Origin of the sequence: Xanthomonas cucurbitae, assembly GCF_002939885.1 — a bacterium.
Classification (GTDB): Bacteria; Pseudomonadota; Gammaproteobacteria; order Xanthomonadales; family Xanthomonadaceae; genus Xanthomonas; species Xanthomonas cucurbitae.
This window is the reverse complement of record NZ_MDED01000011.1, coordinates 21121-37395: the sequence shown is the minus strand read 5'-3', so window position 1 is coordinate 37395 and position 16275 is coordinate 21121. Positions and strand designations below refer to the sequence as shown.

At 65.5% G+C, this 16275-nt stretch carries 8 protein-coding genes; 6 read left to right on the top strand and 2 right to left on the bottom strand.

Annotation, left to right across the window (positions count from 1 at the left end; genetic code table 11):
* Window positions 1-59 precede the first annotated feature (59 nt).
* Together XcuCFBP2542_RS07780 and XcuCFBP2542_RS19335 are read right to left on the bottom strand one after the other, a co-directional pair.
* On the bottom strand, window positions 60-1076 hold the full coding sequence (locus tag XcuCFBP2542_RS07780) for a glucokinase family protein (protein ID WP_104603033.1): 1017 nt from the start codon (window positions 1074-1076) through the stop codon (window positions 60-62).
* A 12-nt stretch (window positions 1077-1088) separates the two neighbouring features.
* Window positions 1089-1385 (bottom strand): hypothetical protein, encoded by a 297-nt coding sequence (locus XcuCFBP2542_RS19335; RefSeq protein WP_146090313.1) that lies wholly within the window; start codon window positions 1383-1385, stop codon window positions 1089-1091.
* Between the two features lie 390 nt (window positions 1386-1775).
* Here XcuCFBP2542_RS19335 and XcuCFBP2542_RS07775 point away from each other — a divergent pair, with 390 nt between their 5' ends.
* From XcuCFBP2542_RS07775 to XcuCFBP2542_RS07745, 6 genes are all read left to right on the top strand, one after another.
* Window positions 1776-4436 carry a TonB-dependent receptor gene (locus XcuCFBP2542_RS07775; protein ID WP_104603032.1) on the top strand — a complete coding sequence of 887 codons (2661 nt, stop codon included), beginning with the start codon at window positions 1776-1778 and terminating at the stop codon, window positions 4434-4436.
* A gap of 208 nt (window positions 4437-4644) precedes the next feature.
* A complete protein-coding gene (locus XcuCFBP2542_RS07770; protein WP_104603031.1) occupies window positions 4645-6330 on the top strand; it encodes an alpha-L-fucosidase in 1686 nt (561 codons plus the stop codon).
* A 3-nt stretch (window positions 6331-6333) separates the two neighbouring features.
* Window positions 6334-7401, top strand: coding sequence for a glycosyl hydrolase family 18 protein (locus XcuCFBP2542_RS07765; RefSeq protein WP_167526922.1), 1068 nt, complete (start codon window positions 6334-6336; stop codon window positions 7399-7401).
* A gap of 446 nt (window positions 7402-7847) precedes the next feature.
* Window positions 7848-10277 carry a family 20 glycosylhydrolase gene (locus XcuCFBP2542_RS07755; protein ID WP_170066965.1) on the top strand — a complete coding sequence of 810 codons (2430 nt, stop codon included), beginning with the start codon at window positions 7848-7850 and terminating at the stop codon, window positions 10275-10277.
* Window positions 10278-10298: 21 nt separating this feature from the next.
* Window positions 10299-13001 carry a beta-mannosidase gene (locus XcuCFBP2542_RS07750; protein WP_170066964.1) on the top strand — a complete coding sequence of 901 codons (2703 nt, stop codon included), beginning with the start codon at window positions 10299-10301 and terminating at the stop codon, window positions 12999-13001.
* A 299-nt stretch (window positions 13002-13300) separates the two neighbouring features.
* Entirely contained in the window at window positions 13301-15961 is a 2661-nt protein-coding gene (locus XcuCFBP2542_RS07745) for a glycoside hydrolase family 3 C-terminal domain-containing protein (protein ID WP_104603027.1), read from the top strand.
* The last annotated feature ends 314 nt before the right edge of the window (window positions 15962-16275 follow it).

Sequence of the window (16275 nt, the reverse complement as noted above, 5' to 3'; positions counted from 1 at the left end):
GACGGGCGTTACTGGGAAAGCCTGGTCGCGCCCGGGTGCGCTCCTACGGGTGCATGGACTCAGCGGCCGTGTTGCAGGAACCAGCTGGCTGCGCCGATCACACCTAGCTGGCCGTGTTCGACGATGCGCACTGGCACCTGCTCCAGCGCCGGGCGCAGCGCGCCCTTGTCGAGCAGGCGGGTGACGAAATCGCTGGTGGCAATGAAATTGGCAATCTGCGGCAGGAAGCCGCCCGCCAGATACACCCCACTGCGAATGCCATACAACAGCATCATGTCGCCGACCACGCTCCCCATGAAGCCGCAAAATGCCTGTAGCGCATCGCGCGCAAGCACGTCGTCGCCGCGCAACGCCGCGGCAGTGACGTCGGCCGGGTCGGCATGCACGGTCGGCTGACCGCGCACGGCGGCCAGTGCGGTGTAGAGCGTCAACAGGCCGGGCCCGGATAACAATGTCTCGGTCCCGACATGCCTGCGCGTGCGGCGCAACTCCTGCAGCAAGGCCACCTCCAGGTCGCTGGCGGCGGCCAGCGCCGCGTGCCCGGCTTCGGTCGGCAACACCACCGGATGGGCGCCGTTCGGAATCCAGACCGCCGCACCCAGCCCGGTGCCGGGCCCCAGCACCAACGCCGGGCCCGGCGCGCCTTGCGGCGGCCCCGACAGCTGCAGCACCTGGTTGCCGGACATGTAGTTGGCTGCGTAGGCGACGGCTTCGAAATCGTTGACCAGATGCAGCGCGTGCATGCCAAGCTGCCGACGGATCTGCTCCGGCGCCAGCGTCCAGGGCAGGTTTGCGGTAATCACGCTGCCATCTTCCAGCGCGAAGCCGGCACTGGCGATCACCCCGCGCCGCACTGGCGCACAGCGCAGTTCGGCAAAGAATGCGGACATGATCTCGGCCAGGCCCGGGTAGTCGGCGCAGCGGTACTTGCGATAGTCCAGCACCGTCACCGGCTTGCGCGCATCGGCGCTTTCGCACACCAGTGCCAGGCGCACATGCGTGCCTCCCACGTCTGCGGCAACGAAGGTGTCGGGATGCGGAAAAGCCACCGCTTCCATTGGGCTGATTGCGCTCACGCATTCTCCTGTTCAGTAACTGCAGACCGAGGTCACTCCCGGTCCAACGAACGGTCGCGGGTAGACAACGTTGTCAGTAATCCCGTTGTAACGCAACTGTGGCGCGCCACGCCTGGCATTTCCCTCCGCGCCACCCATCATCCATGAAAAAGCCGCATCGATCACGCCGATCCGGGCACAAACCAGCGGCACTGATCGGAGCGCCAAAAATCCGGCGTTGAGGGCGCCTGCGGCGTTGCCGAGCACCTCGTCGCTGCCGCCACGAGGCGGGTTGGACGCTGCTGCGATCCTGCAGTCAAAATGCTGCATTGCAGCGCAATCGCAGCCATTTCAGAGATCTGTGACGATGTGTTGACAACGCTGTCAGCGCTACGCGAGACTCGCCGCAAATCGGGGTTCTGGCAGGAGGGGCCACGGACTGTTCGGTGCTGAAGAACGGCTCTTCCCTTACCTGCCTGTTCCAGATTCGTGGGGCGTGCGTCATCACGACGTCCGGCTCGCTGAGGTCGCATTCGCTCCATCGCTTCACCACACGGGGGACACGTCCTCTACCACGCGAATCGACGCATCTGCCGTCACCTGCAGATGCTGTGTTCGACCACCGCGATCGGTCCGGATGTGTTGTTTTGCCAGCCACGCCGAGCGCGTGACGCCTCTTGCAGGCCGCGCGCTCACAGCACCAACCAACGAGGTTTAGCCATGCACAGCCGCACCACGACATTAGCACTCTGTATCACCGCCGCTCTGTACTGCTCCGGCTCTGCAATGGCTGCCGGGCAAGAGCAATCGGCACAAGCCAACGCGCCATCGGCCACGACCGAACTCGACACCATCACCGTCACCGGCTACCGCGCGTCGCTGGAGAAGAGCCAGGCGGTCAAGCGCTCGGCCAACTCCATCGTCGATGCGATCAGCGCCGAGGACATTGGAAAGTTCCCGGACATCAACGCGGCCGAATCGCTGTCGCACCTGCCTGGCATCAGCGTCGACCGCCAGTTCGGCGAAGGCGAAAAGGTCAGCATCAACGGCACCGACCCGGCATTGAACCGCGTGCTGCTCAACGGCCAGACCATCGCCTCGGGCGACTGGGGCGGCAACCCGACCGACACCAGCGGCCGCACCTTCAACTACACCCTGCTGTCGCCGGAAATCATCGGCCTGATGGAGGTCTACAAGACCCCGGAAGCACGCATCGACGAAGGCTCGATCGGCGGCACCGTGATCGTGCATACCCGCAAGCCGCTGGACCTGCCCAAGAACACCATCCGCGGTTCGATCGGCTACAACTACAACGACCGCTCGAAAGAAGGCAATCCGCGCGGGTCGGCGCTGTGGAGCTGGAAGAACGACGACGAAACCTTCGGTGCGTTGATCTCCGCCACGCACGACAAGCAGGACCTGGCGCGCGCCGGTATCGAGTACTTCGGCTACACCACCGGCGCCAACATCCCGCCGACGGCCACCATCACCGGCGACGGCAGCAATGTGGCCACCGCCCGCGTGCCTGCCGGCATCAACAGCGCATTCTTCCAGCAGACCCGCCAGCGCAGCGGCCTGCAGGGTGCGTTGCAGTGGAAGCCGGACGAGCAGAACGAATTCAACCTGACCGGCCTGTACATCAAGGGCGAATACAACAACTTCAGCCAGTCGCGGTATGTCTGCCCGGCCTGCAACGACGATCTGCGCAAGGTCACCCGCGCCAATGTGCAGGACGGCGTAGTCACCTCGGCCACCGTCAGCGACGGCGCTGCTGGCCAGCCGTATGCGCAGCTGGATGCCAACTACCGCGAGAGCACCGTCACCACCAAGAGCCTGAACCTGCGCCACGACTGGCTGGGTGAAAAATGGGTCTTCACCACCCAGGGCGGTTACACCGCAGCGACCGGCGGCAAGAACCCCGAATACCTGATGAAGTTCCTGATGGCCGACGGCGGCTACAACTATGCCTTCGACGGCCGCAACACTGCCGTGAACTACGACAACGGCGGTGCGGCCAACTGGACGCTGCCCGGCTCGCCCGCAGGGCTTGCTGCCGGTTCACAGGATCCCAGCGCCATGCAGGCGGGCGGCATCTTCTATCAGAAGAGCAAGGACGAGGAAAAATACTTCCAGTGGGATGCCGCACGCGACCTGGAATGGGGCCCGTTCACCAAGCTGCAGTTCGGCTACAAGTACATCAACCACAACAACGGGGTGGAAGCGCGTGGTAATCGCATCAACACCACCGACCCGATCTCGCTGACGCAGTTCAGCCCGGGCACCACGCCGAGTGGCTTGTACGACGGCCTGGGTGCCAGCGGCGACCTCACCACCTGGCCGACGGCTAACCTGGAAACCGTGCGCCGCTACCTGCTCGCTCAACCGCAGGGCCCGTACCGCACCGACTTCGGCTCCTCGTTCGATGTGAAGGAAATCACCCAGAATTTCTACACGCAGTTGAACTACGAAACCGGCAAGTGGCGCGGCAACCTCGGCGTGCGTCTGGTCGATACCACCAACAAGTCCGAATTCTGGCAAAGCCAGGATGGTGGCGCGAACTTCAATCGCGTTGCAGAGACCAACGACTATCGCAAGGCGCTGCCCAGCTTCAACCTCGCCTACGACATGACCGACGACACCGTGCTGCGCTTTTCGGCAGCCAAGGTCATTGCGCGTCCGCGCTACGGCGATCTAGCTGGTTCGTTCACCATCAACAGTGGTACCGGTGACCTGACGGCCGGCGGCGGCAACCCGGACCTGAAGCCGTACGAATCGACCAACTACGATCTGGCGGCCGAGTGGTATTTCGCACCGTCAAGCATGTTGTCCGGTGAAGTGTTCTATCGCGATATCGGCTCCTACATCGTCAACACCACGGTCAGCCAGCAGCTCAATCCGGCGCCGCCGGCAGTGTCGGGCATCTACCAGGTGACCACGCCGGTCAACGTGTCCGATGCCAAGGTCAAGGGCGTGTCGGTCAACTACCAGCAGTCGCTGGGTCTGGGCTTTGGTATCCAGGCCAACTACACGTTTGCCGAATCCGATTCCAGCTCCGGCTTGAACCTGCCGTACCTGTCGCGCGACACCTACAACGTGATCCCCTACTGGGAACACGGCGACTGGATGGTGCGTGTGAACTACAGCTACCGCTCGAAGTACTTCACCCAGATCGGTCGCCTGGCCTCGCAGGATTTCGCAGACAGCTACAAGCAGCTGGACCTGACCGCTTCGTATCAGATCACCGACTACATGGGTCTGACCTTCGGCGCGACCAACCTGCTGGATTCCACCTACCGCCTGTTCAGCAACACCCGCAGTACCCCCACGGCGTTCTACAAGAACGGCCGCGGCTACCAGGCCCAGCTGAACTTCAAGTTCTGATGTAGTACCGGCGCGCCACCGACCCTCCACGGTGGCGCGCTTTTTTTTGGACCTGCCCGCTGTACGCAGCGGCAGGTCGATGTCGTACCAAGGAGTGGAACTGGCCACGCCCCTTCGCACCCGAGGGAGCATGGCCAGGCCCGCTTTTGCCATCCACGCGCGGTTGCAGCATTGCCGGCGCGTCTTGCTCAACAGGAGTGCAGTTCCCATGACGACCGATAGCCGCGCGTTTGCGGCTCCATCCCGCCGCCACGCCGGAGCTGCACCCAGGACACGAGCGCTCGCGCTCGGTCTGTTGCTTGTGCTGCCGGCGTTGCATGCCAGTGCCGCGCAGTCGCCCACCGCGCCCACCGCCACCACGCTCAGCCCGGAGGCAATCGACCAGCAGTGGCTCGACGCCACCGCCGCCTACGCGCCCGAACGCGAACGCCTGGTGCGCGAAGCAGAGGCCGGCGCACGCAAGGGCCCGTTCCGTCCCGACTGGGCCGCCTTGAAGGCGTATCGCTCGCCAGCCTGGTACGACAACGCCAAGTTCGGCATCTTCATCCATTGGGGCGTGTTCTCGGTGCCGGCGTTCGGCAGCGAGTGGTATTCGCGCAACATGTATCTGCAAGGCTCCAAGGAGTTCGCCCATCACGTGGCGACCTACGGCCCGCAGGCGACCAGCGGTTACAAGGATCTGATCCCCAAATTCACCGCGCCCAAGTTCGACCCCAAGGGCTGGGCCAAGCTGTTCCGTGAGTCTGGCGCGCGTTACGTGGTGCCGGTGGCCGAACACCACGACGGATTTGCGCTATACGACTCCAAGTTGTCGGACTGGACCGCGATGAAGATGGGGCCCAAGCGCGACCTGCTGGGCGAGCTGTCCACCGCCATCCGCGCACAAGGCCTGCACTTCGGCCTGTCCTCGCACCGCGCCGAGCACAACTGGTTCTTCGATGGCGGGCGCGCCTTCGACTCCGACGTCAACGACCCGCGTTATGCGGCGCTGTACGGCCCGGCGCAGGTGCGCCTGCCGGGCAAGGACGATGCGGATGTGGCCAACGACTGGACCCCGGTGTCGCAGGCCTGGCTGGACGACTGGCTGGCACGCACCACCGAGTTGATCGATACCTATCAGCCGGACCTGATCTATTTCGATTGGTGGATTGCCCACCCCACCTTCCGGCGCAGCCTGCCGACGATGCTGGCGTATTACTACAACCAGGGCGCGGCGCGTACCGACGCCGACCGCGGTGTGGTGGTGAACTACAAGCTCGGCGCATTCCCGGAAGGCGCCGGCACGCTGGATATCGAGCGCGGCCAGCTCACCGGCATCCATCCCACGCACTGGCAAACCGATACGTCGGTGAGCAACGCATCGTGGGGCTACATCGAAAACGACACCTACAAGTCGCCCACCTTCATCATCCACATGCTGGCCGACGTGGTGGCCAAGAACGGCAACCTGATGCTCAACATCGGCCCGCGTGCGGATGGCTCGATCCCCGACACCGAGCGCGGCATCCTGCTGGCGATCGGCAAGTGGCTCAAGACCAACGGCGGCGCCATCTACGACAGCACGCCGTGGCGCGTGTATGGCGAAGGCCCCACCGAAGTGGTGGGCGGCACCTTCCAGGACGTCAAGACCAAGCCGTACACGGCGGAAGATTTCCGCTTCACCACGCGCGATGGCGCGCTGTATGCGATCGAGCTCGGCTGGCCAAGCAGCGGCGAGGCGGTGATCCGCTCGCTGACACCGGCTGATGGCGTGCGCGCGGTGACCCTGCTGGCCAACGGCAAGCGGATCCCGTTCGAACAACGCACCGACGGCCTGCACCTGCGCCTGCCGGTCAAGCCGGTTGGCGAGAGCGCCTACGTATTCCGCATCGACCTTTCTTCCCCCACTCCCTGACGGATGTTGTCTTCAATGAGTAAGCGATTGACCTGGATGTTGCTTGCGCTGGCACTGACCTGCGCCCCGGCCCTGGCCAAGAACCCCACCGCGTTGTTCTATCTGATGAACACGCAGAAATCGACCAACTCGTTCATTGCCAACGTCGACAAGATCGACGTGGTGGTGCCCACCTGGTACGGCGTGGATCAGAACGGCCTGGTCAACGGCACCCCCAACATGTACCTGTACGACCTCGCCAAGCAGAAGAAGCTGCGGGTGATGCCGATCCTGTCGATGACCACCGGCCGCGACGGCTTCCATAAGCTGATGCACGATGAAGCGGCCAAGAAGCGCATGATCGAATCGCTGCTGATCCACGGCAAGCAGCACAAGTACTACGGCTTCCAGTTCGATTTCGAGAACATCGCCTGGACCGATCGCGATGCCTACACATTGATGGTCAAGCAGACCGCCGATGCGCTGCACAAGGCCGGCTTCAAGATGTCGGTGGCAGTGGTGCCCAATGCACCGGGCCATGCCGAAGGCGGCCAGTTCTCCAAGTGGATGTGGGAATACTGGCGCGGCGCGTACGACCTGAAGGCGCTGGGCCAGGCCGCGGATCTGGTCAGCATCATGACCTACGACCAGCACACCCGCTGGACCACGCCGGGCCCGGTGGACGGCATGGTGTGGATGAAGAAGCACCTGGATTACGCCATCACCCAGGTGCCGAAGGAAAAGCTGTCGCTGGGCATCGCCACCTACGGCTACCGCTGGTACACCGGCAACCCGGTGAAGGAAGACGGCACCGAGGCGTCGAATATTTCTGCGACGTATATCGATGCCGATGAATCCTTCCCGCTGGCGATCGAACAGAACGCCACCGTGCAGTGGGATCCGGTGGAGCAGGAGTCGTGGTTCTACTTCTACCGCGACGATATGCGCGAGTGGGTGTTCCGTCCGGACGCGCGCAGCTTCAAGGCACGCTACGACATGGCCAAGCAGTACGGCCTGGAAGGCTTCAGCTGCTGGGTGCTGGGCGCAGAAGACCCGAAGGTGTGGGACGAATTGCCGGTCGCGCAGCGCTGACCCACACACCCGACTGGCGCAGCGCGTTGAAGCCTGCGCCAGTCCCTGCGTGAAACAGGGTGACTTTGTTACCGTGCAGCGTGGCGTGCATGCGCAGGTCACCATGTGCATCGATGCGGCAAGGCAGGCGGCATGCGCTCGAAATCATCGGGCGCCACTCGTACACTGCCTCGTGGCTGCAGTCACCGTCTCCACGTGCGTCAGGCGTGTTGTCGCAGCGGCCAGGCACAGATGCCGTATGGCACTGCACGATGCGCCTCCCCTACCCCGCTGCGCCGCTGGCTTGTCGCAGCGCTCCACTCTCCGCCATATCGGGATGTGATTGCATGATGGTCAACACCAGCCGGGCTCCACACACACCATTGTCGAGAGTGCTGCGGCTGGACACGTCGCCATCGGCCACACCCTTATCGAACACGTCTCGATCAAACACGCGCTTGTTGCGCATGCCGTCATTGGGCATGCCGTCGCAAGGCAAGCTGCCGTCGCGCTTGCTCGGATTGTCGCTGGCCGCGCTGATGCTGGCCGGCTGCGGTAAACGCGAAACCGGCACCGCACCGGCGGTGGCAAGTGCAGGCGCTACGGCAGCCGCAGCGGCGGCCAATGCGCCGTTATCGCTGATCCCCGCACCGGTCGAGGCCAAGCCTGCGGCCGGTCGTTTCACCATCGACACCGGCACGCTGATTTCGATCCCGGCCGGCGACGCCGATGCGCGGCGCAGTGCCGACTATCTGGCAAGCCTGCTCAAACGCACCCGCGGGCTGACGCTGGAAGTGCGCGCCGAGGCCACGCCCTCGCCGGCCAGCATCCGCCTGCAGCGCAGCGCGCAGGCACCGGTGGCGCAGAAGGAGGGCTACAGCCTGGACGTGACCGCCCAGGGCATCCACATCGCCGCGCGCGACGGAGCCGGGCTGTTGTATGGCGCGGTCAGCGCCTGGCAGTTGATGACAGCCGATGCGCGCCAGGGCGCGGTGACGGTGCAAGGGGTCAGCATCCGCGACTGGCCACGCTTTGGCTGGCGCGGCCAGCATCTGGATGTGGCCCGCCATTTCCACGACGTGGACACCGTCAAGCATGTGCTGGACGCAATGGCCGTGCACAAGCTCAACGTGCTGCACTGGCATCTCACCGACGACCAGGGCTGGCGCATCGAAATCAAGCGCTATCCCAAGCTCACCGAGGTCGGTGCCTGGCGTACCCCGCCGGGCGCAGGCCGGCATGGCACGCCGGAACGCTATGGCGGTTTCTATACCCAGCAGCAGATCAGCGAAATCGTCGCCTATGCCGCGCGCCTGCACATCACCGTGTTGCCCGAGCTGGACATGCCCGGCCATGCGCAGGCGGCCGTTGCCGCCTATCCGGAAGAGGTGGGCGTACCGGGCGTGCGCACGCCAGTGGGCGTGGACTGGGGCGTCAACCCGTATCTGTTCAACACCAGCGAACGCAGCCTGAGCTTCATCACCCATGTGCTGGATGAGGTGCTGACACTGTTTCCTTCAACCTACATCCACATCGGTGGCGATGAAGCGGTGAAGGATCAATGGGAAGCCTCGCCGGCGGTGCGCGCGCAGATGCGCAAGCTCGGGGTCAAGGATGCACACGCGATGCAGGGCTGGTTCAACGAACAGCTGGCGACCTACCTCACCCAGCATGGCCGGCGCATGATCGGCTGGGATGAAATCCTCGAAGGCGGCGTGCCGGCCAGCGCGTCGGTGATGTCGTGGCGCGGCGTCGAAGGCGCGGTAACGGCGGCAAGGCAGGGCCACGATGTCGTGCTTGCGCCGGGCGACTGGCTGTATCTGGATAATCTGCAGACCACGCGCAGCGACGAGCCCAACGGGCGCCTGACGGTGTTGCCGTTGTCGAAGGTCTATGCGTTCGATCCTGTCCCCAGCGATCTCACCACCGACCAGGCCAGGCATGTGCTCGGCGCGCAGGGCGCGCTGTGGTCCGAATACATTCCCTCGCGCTGGCATGTGGATCACGCGTTGTTCCCACGCCTGTCCGCCGTGGCGGAGATGACCTGGTCGCCACCGGCCGCGCGCGAGTGGAAGAACTTCCTGGCGCGGCTGCCAGCACAGCTGCAGCGTTACAAGGCATTGGGCATCGGCTACAGCGATGGCGCGTTTGCGGCCGATATCGCACTGGAAAGCGGTCCCAACCCGGTGCTGGCCGGCGCCCCGGCCACGGTAGCGCTCAGCACCCAGACCGGCGCGGGCACACTGCACTACACCACCGACGGCAGCGCCCCCACACCGGCCTCGCCACGCTATGAGGCGCCGTTCCCGATCACGCTGCCGACCACGGTCAAGGCCACCGCCTTCGCTGCCGATGGCACGCCGTTGGCCGCCACGCGCAGCCGCACCTTCGACCGTGCCTCGCTGCTGCGCGTGGACACCCAAGGCCTGGGCCATTGCGTCGAACAGGGCGCGCTGGGCCTGCGCCTGCCGCTGCTGCCGGAGATGACCGGCGCCGAGACGCCGGTCTACAACGTCGATCTGTTCCATGCCTGCCGGCTGTATCCGCAGGCACGCCTGGATGGCATTGGCGCCATCCGCATCGAGGCCGCACGCCTGCCCAACAACTTCGGCCTGGCACACGAGCAATCCAAGGTGGTGCAATACCCGGCCAGGACGCGTGGCGGCGAACTGGAAGTGCGCCAGGGCTGCGACGGCGACGTGCTGGCCAGCGTGCAGCTGCCCAACAGCGACACGCTGGGCGAACAGTTCACCCTGGAAACTCCACTGCCGGCACGTACCGGCATCCATGATCTGTGCCTGCGCTTCACCGCACCGATCCGCGGCCCGCTGTATGCCATCGGCGCCGTGCAACTGATCGAAACCACCGCGCAGGCGCCCCCCGCCGCCACGCGCTGACCCATCCAAGGAGAGTCACCCATGCCCCTGTCGCACCGCTTTGCCTCCACACGCCCCATGCGCACGCCGGCCCGGCTCGGGCTTGCCCTGGCCTTTGCGATCTCGCAGGCCTGGGCGGCGCCGCCCAGCGCCGTGCGCCTGGACAGCGGCTGGCAGGTGCGCCTGGTTCCGGGGCAGCCGCAGGCCAAGACCTATCCCAAGGCCGCCGACTGGATGCCGGCGCAGGTGCCGGGCGTGGTGCAGACCGACCTGATCGCTGCCAAGGTGGTGCCCGACCCATTCCTGCGCGACAACGAAGGCAAGATCCAGTGGGCCGGCCTGAGCGACTGGCAGTACCAGACCCGCTTCAATGTGGATGCCGCCACGCTCAAGCGCGACCATGTGGAGCTGGTGTTCGACGGCCTGGACACGCTGGCCGAGGTCACCCTCAACGGCAAAAAGCTGTTCAGTGCCGACAACATGTTCCGGCAGTGGCGGGTGGATGCCAAATCGCTGCTCAAGCGCGGCGAAAACCGGCTGGAAATCACGTTCTTCTCGCCGATCAAGAAGATCCAGCCGTGGCTGGCCAAGCAGCCGTATGCATTGCCCGGCGCCTATGATTCGGCATTCGGCGACGAGCCCGATGGCCGCCACAGTTCCACCTACGTGCGCAAGGCGCCGTACAGCTATGGTTGGGACTGGGGCCCGCGCATGGTCAATGCCGGCATCTGGAAGGACGTGCGCGTGGAGGCCTGGGATGCGGTGCGCGTGGACGGCCTGCACATCGCCCAGCAGCGCGTGGATGCCGATAGCGCCCAGTTGCAGGCGCAGCTGGAACTGCAGGCCGGCCGCAGCGGCCCGGTGCAGGTGACGCTGGAGGTGCTGGGCCCGGATGGCCAGCAGGTGGGCCAGTTCACCCAGGAGGCGGTGGTCGACCCCGGCCAGAACCGCATCGATCTGCCGGTACGCATTGCCAAGCCCAAACGCTGGTTTCCGGCCGGCTACGGCGCGCAGGACCGCTACACCTTCGTCGCCAGCGTGCGCGATGCCGCTGGCGACAGCCAGCAGATCAAGCGCGTCACCGGCTTGCGTTCAGTCGAACTGCGCCGCGAGAAAGATCAATGGGGCAAGAGCATGGAGATCGTCATCAACGGCATCCCCATCTTCGCCAAGGGCGCCAACCTGATTCCGCTGGACGCCTTCCCCTCGCGCGTCAGTGCCGCGCGCATGCGCAGCACCTTGCAGGACGCGCGCGATGCCAACATGAACATGCTGCGCACGTGGGGTGGCGGGCATTACCAGGACGACCATTTCTACGAGGTGGCCGACGAACTGGGCATCATGATCTGGCAGGACTTCATGTTCGGCGGCGCGGTGCCGCCGTATGACGTGGAATTCCGCGAGAACACCCGGCAGGAAGCGATCGAACAGGTCAAGCGCCTGCGCGACCACCCCAGCGTGGTGCTGTGGTGTGGCAACAACGAAGTGCAGACCGGCTGGGAAAACTGGGGCGACCGGGTCAAGTTCAAGCAGTCGCTGGACCCGGAAGAACGCAGCCGCGTCGAGCGCGGCATGACCACCTTGTTCGGCACCGTGTTCCGCGAAGTGGTGGCCACCTACGACAGGGACGTGCCGTACTGGGCCACCTCGCCGGGCACCAATTTCGATGGTGCCGCCGACCAGGCCAACGACGGCGACATGCATTACTGGAAGGTATGGGGCGGCCCTGCCCTGCCGGTCACCGAATACCTCAACGTCACCCCGCGCTTCATGTCCGAATACGGCCTGCAGTCGTTCCCGGACATGCGCACCGTCCGCGTGTTCGCCGATGCGGCCGACATGGACCCGGAATCGCCGGTGATGCGTGCGCACCAGAAGTTCGACAAGGGCAATGGCAACAAGCGGCTGATGCTGTACATCCGCCGCGAGTTCGGCGAGCCCAAGGATTTCGAAAGCTTCGTCTACCTGAGCCAGCTGATGCAGGCCGAAGGCATCAACCTGGCCGCCTCGCACCTGCGTGCGTCGCGTCCACAGTCGATGGGCTCGCTGTATTGGCAGCTCAACGACGTGTGGCCAGGCGCGTCGTGGTCCAGCGTGGATTACTACGGACGCTGGAAGGCGCTGCAGTATCACGCGCGCCGCTTCTACGCGCCGGAGATGATCGCCGCGCTGCGTAACGACAAGGGCCAGACCCAGGTCTCGCTGGTCTCCGATCGCACCACTGCCTTGAATGCGCGCTGGCGCATGCGGGTGATGGGCATGGACGGCAAGCTGCTGAGCAAGCGCGAGCAAAAAGCCACGATCAAGCCGCTGAGCAGCCTGCGGGTAGGCGATTTCAGCGATGCGCAATTGCTGGGCAAGGCCGACCCCAAGCGCAGCTACGCCGTCTTCGAGTTGCTGGAGGGCGACACGCTGCTATCGCGTGAAGTGATGTTCTTTGCGCCGGCCAAGCAACTGGCGCTGCCGGCCGCGAAGATCGACAGCCAGTGGCGCGCCGATGGCGATGGCTACGCGCTGACCCTGACCAGCAACACGCTGGCGCGCGAGGTGTGGTTGTCGTTCGGCGACCTGGAGGTGAGCGTGGCCGACAACGCCTTCGACCTGCTGCCGGGTGAGCCGCTCACGCTGCACGTCACCAGCAAGCTGCCGATGGCGCAGGTGCAGGCCGCGTTGCAGGTGCGCGATTTGGCAGCGACGCTGGCCGGCGCTCCGCCAGAGCCGCCGGAGGCAGCGGCCGCGAAATGAGCGGCAGGGCGGCCCTCATCCGCCCTTCGGGCACCTTCTCCCGCAAGGCGGGAGAAGGAAGTAACGTCCGGTCCCGCCGGGCGGGAGAAGGAAGTGATGTCCGGTGTGGCTTCGCATCCTTCTCCCGCTGGCGGGAGAAGGTGCCCCGCAGGGGCGGATGAGGGCACACCGCACTCCCAGCAACCATCACACCCAATGGCACGCCTGTCACCACCGCGCCGCCCCCCACTTCGCCGCACCCCCTGCGGCAACACCAGAACAACGCGCGGCGGACTCCACCGCTGCGCAGGAGTGAATCGATGTCTTCCATGTTTGTCTCGCGTCTTGCCATGGCACTGGGCCTGAGCCTCGGCCTGCCCTGTGTCGCCCTCGCCGCGCCCGCCGACCGCAGCGGCACGCCCGAACAGCGCGCCGCCGCGCTGGTGGCGCAGATGAGCCGCGAGGAAAAAGTCGCCCAGGCGATGAACGATGCGCCGGCGATCACGCATTTGGGCATTCCCGCCTACGAATGGTGGAGCGAAGGCCTGCACGGGATCGCCCGCAATGGCTACGCCACGGTATTTCCGCAGGCCATTGGCCTGGCCGCCAGCTGGAATACGCAGCTGATGCAGCAGGTGGGCACGGTGGTTTCCACCGAGGCGCGCGCCAAGTTCAACCAGGCTGGCGGCCCCGGCAAGGATCACAAGCGCTACGCCGGGCTGACCATCTGGTCGCCCAACATCAACATCTTTCGCGACCCGCGCTGGGGCCGCGGCATGGAAACCTATGGCGAAGACCCCTTCCTCACCGGGCAGCTCGCGGTGGGCTTCATTCGCGGCCTGCAGGGCGAGGACCTGAGCCACCCGCGCACCATCGCCACGCCCAAGCACATCGCCGTGCACAGCGGCCCCGAACCGGGCCGGCATGGCTTCGACGTAGATGTGTCGCCGCGTGACGTGGAAGCGACCTATACGCCCGCCTTCCGTGCTGCGCTGGTGCAGGGCCAGGCTGGCTCGGTGATGTGTGCCTACAACTCGCTGCACGGCACCCCGGCGTGCGCCGCCGACTGGTTGCTCAATGGCCGCGTGCGCGGCGACTGGGGCTTCAAGGGCTTCGTGGTGTCCGACTGCGACGCGGTGGACGACATGACCCAGTTCCATTACTTCCGCCCCGACAATGCCGGCTCCTCGGCCGCCGCGCTCAAGGCCGGCCACGACCTCAATTGCGGCCACGCCTATCGCGGGCTGGGTACCGCCATCGAACGCGGCGAAGTGGACGAAGCCCTGCTCGATCAAGCGCTGGTGCGCCTGTTTTCCGCCCGCTACCGCCTGGGCGAGCTGGAAGCCCCACGCAAGGACCCGTACGCTCGGCTGGGCGCCAAGGACATCGACAACCGCACCAACCGTGCCTTGGCCCTGCAGGCCGCTGCCGAATCGATCGTGCTGCTGAAGAACGCCAACGCCACGCTGCCGTTGCAGGCGGGCACGCGGCTGGCGGTTCTCGGACCCAATGCCGATGCACTGGCCGCGCTGGAAGCCAACTACCAGGGCACCTCCGCGCAGCCGGTGACCCCGCTGCAGGGCCTGCGCGAGCGCTTCGGTGCGCAGCAGATCCATTACGCACAGGGTGCACCGCTGGCCGCCGGCGTGCCGGGCATGATTCCGGAGACCGCGTTGCGCAGCGACGGCAAGCCGGGCCTGCGTGGCGAATATTTCGCCAATGTCGATCTGGATGGAGCGCCGGCCGTGGTGCGCCAGGACCGCGTGGTGAGTTTCAACTGGGATCAGGTCAGCCCGGCCAAGGGCGTGCCGGCCGATCGCTACGCGGTGCGCTGGAGCGGTGAACTGCTGCCGCCGGGCGCCGGCGACTACACCCTGGCGGTGCGCGTGGCGCGCTGCTTCGATTGCGCCGGGCACGATCCGGTGCGGCTGTACATCGACGACAAACTCGTCGTTGCCGGCAACGCCGAAGACAAGCATGTGCCGGCCGGCATGCACAACGCCGACGGCCGCAGCGTGGAAACCGTGCTGCACTTCGACGATACGCGCCCGCGCAAGATACGCCTGGAAATGGAACACCGTGGACAGGACCAGGGCGTGCGCCTGGAATGGCTGGCACCGGCCGCCGCGCAACTGGCCGAGGCCGAGCAGGTGGTGGCGCAGGCCGATGCCATCGTGGCCTTTGTCGGACTGTCGCCGGATGTGGAAGGCGAGGAGCTGCGCATCGACGTGCCCGGCTTCGACGGCGGCGACCGCAACGACATCTCCTTGCCCGCTGCGCAGCAGGCCTTGTTGGAACGTGCCAAGGCTTCCGGCAAACCACTGGTGGTGGTGTTGATGAGTGGCAGCGCGGTGGCGTTGAACTGGGCCAAGCAGCACGCCGATGCGATCATGGCGGCGTGGTACCCGGGCCAATCCGGTGGCACCGCCATCGCACGCGCCCTGGCTGGCGACGACAATCCCGGCGGTCGCCTGCCGGTCACGTTCTACCGCTCCACCAAGGACCTGCCGCCCTACGTCAGCTACGACATGAAGGGCCGCACGTACCGTTACTTCAAGGGCGAGCCGCTGTTCCCGTTCGGCTATGGCTTGAGCTACACCAGCTTCGCGTATGCGGCGCCACGCCTGTCCACCAGCACGTTGCAGGCCGGCAGCACGCTGCAGGTGACCACCACCGTGCGCAATACCGGCACCCGTGCCGGCGATGAAGTGGCGCAGGTGTATCTGCAATACCCGGACCGCCCGCAGTCGCCGTTGCGCAGCCTGGTCGGATTCCAGCGCGTGCATCTCAAGCCCGGCGAGCAGCGTGAGCTCACCTTCCAACTGGATGCACGCGCCTTGAGCGATGTGGATCGCAGCGGCCAGCGCGCGGTGGAAGCCGGCGCCTACCAGGTGTTCGTCGGTGGCGGGCAGCCCGGTACCGGCGCACCCGGTGCAGCAGCAGCGCTGACGATCCAGGGACGTTCGCCGCTGCCGAAGTAAGCCACGCCGCAGCAAAACGACAACAGGCGTCGGTGCTGATGGCCGACGCCTGTCCTGCGATGCCGGCATGTTGCGATGCACCGCAAATCGCAGGAGGACACAGATAATCGACCTCGATCCGCAGGCAAAGCGAAGATTTCCGCACACACTTCACACCTGCTTGACAGTGCCTTGAAGCGGGTCTATCTCTGGCGGCGGTCGGTGGTTCGCGCCAATGGGTGCTACTGCTGCCAGAGGCGACGGTATGACCGTCACTCACACGTTGCACAGGGCGATCGCCGCGCGTTTTTCGTGCTGATCGCCAGGACGCTCCA

Excerpts from the sequence above, each read along its gene's own strand:
- XcuCFBP2542_RS07750 (WP_170066964.1), top strand. The coding sequence starts at position 10,299 with ATGCCCCTGTCGCACCGCTTTGCCTCCACACGCCCCATGCGCACGCCG.
- XcuCFBP2542_RS07775 (WP_104603032.1), top strand. The coding sequence starts at position 1,776 with ATGCACAGCCGCACCACGACATTAGCACTCTGTATCACCGCCGCTCTG.
- XcuCFBP2542_RS07755 (WP_170066965.1), top strand. The coding sequence starts at position 7,848 with ATGCCGTCATTGGGCATGCCGTCGCAAGGCAAGCTGCCGTCGCGCTTG.
- XcuCFBP2542_RS07770 (WP_104603031.1), top strand. The coding sequence starts at position 4,645 with ATGACGACCGATAGCCGCGCGTTTGCGGCTCCATCCCGCCGCCACGCC.
- XcuCFBP2542_RS07765 (WP_167526922.1), top strand. The coding sequence starts at position 6,334 with ATGTTGTCTTCAATGAGTAAGCGATTGACCTGGATGTTGCTTGCGCTG.
- XcuCFBP2542_RS07745 (WP_104603027.1), top strand. The coding sequence starts at position 13,301 with ATGTCTTCCATGTTTGTCTCGCGTCTTGCCATGGCACTGGGCCTGAGC.
- XcuCFBP2542_RS19335 (WP_146090313.1), bottom strand. The coding sequence starts at position 1,385 with ATGCAGCATTTTGACTGCAGGATCGCAGCAGCGTCCAACCCGCCTCGT.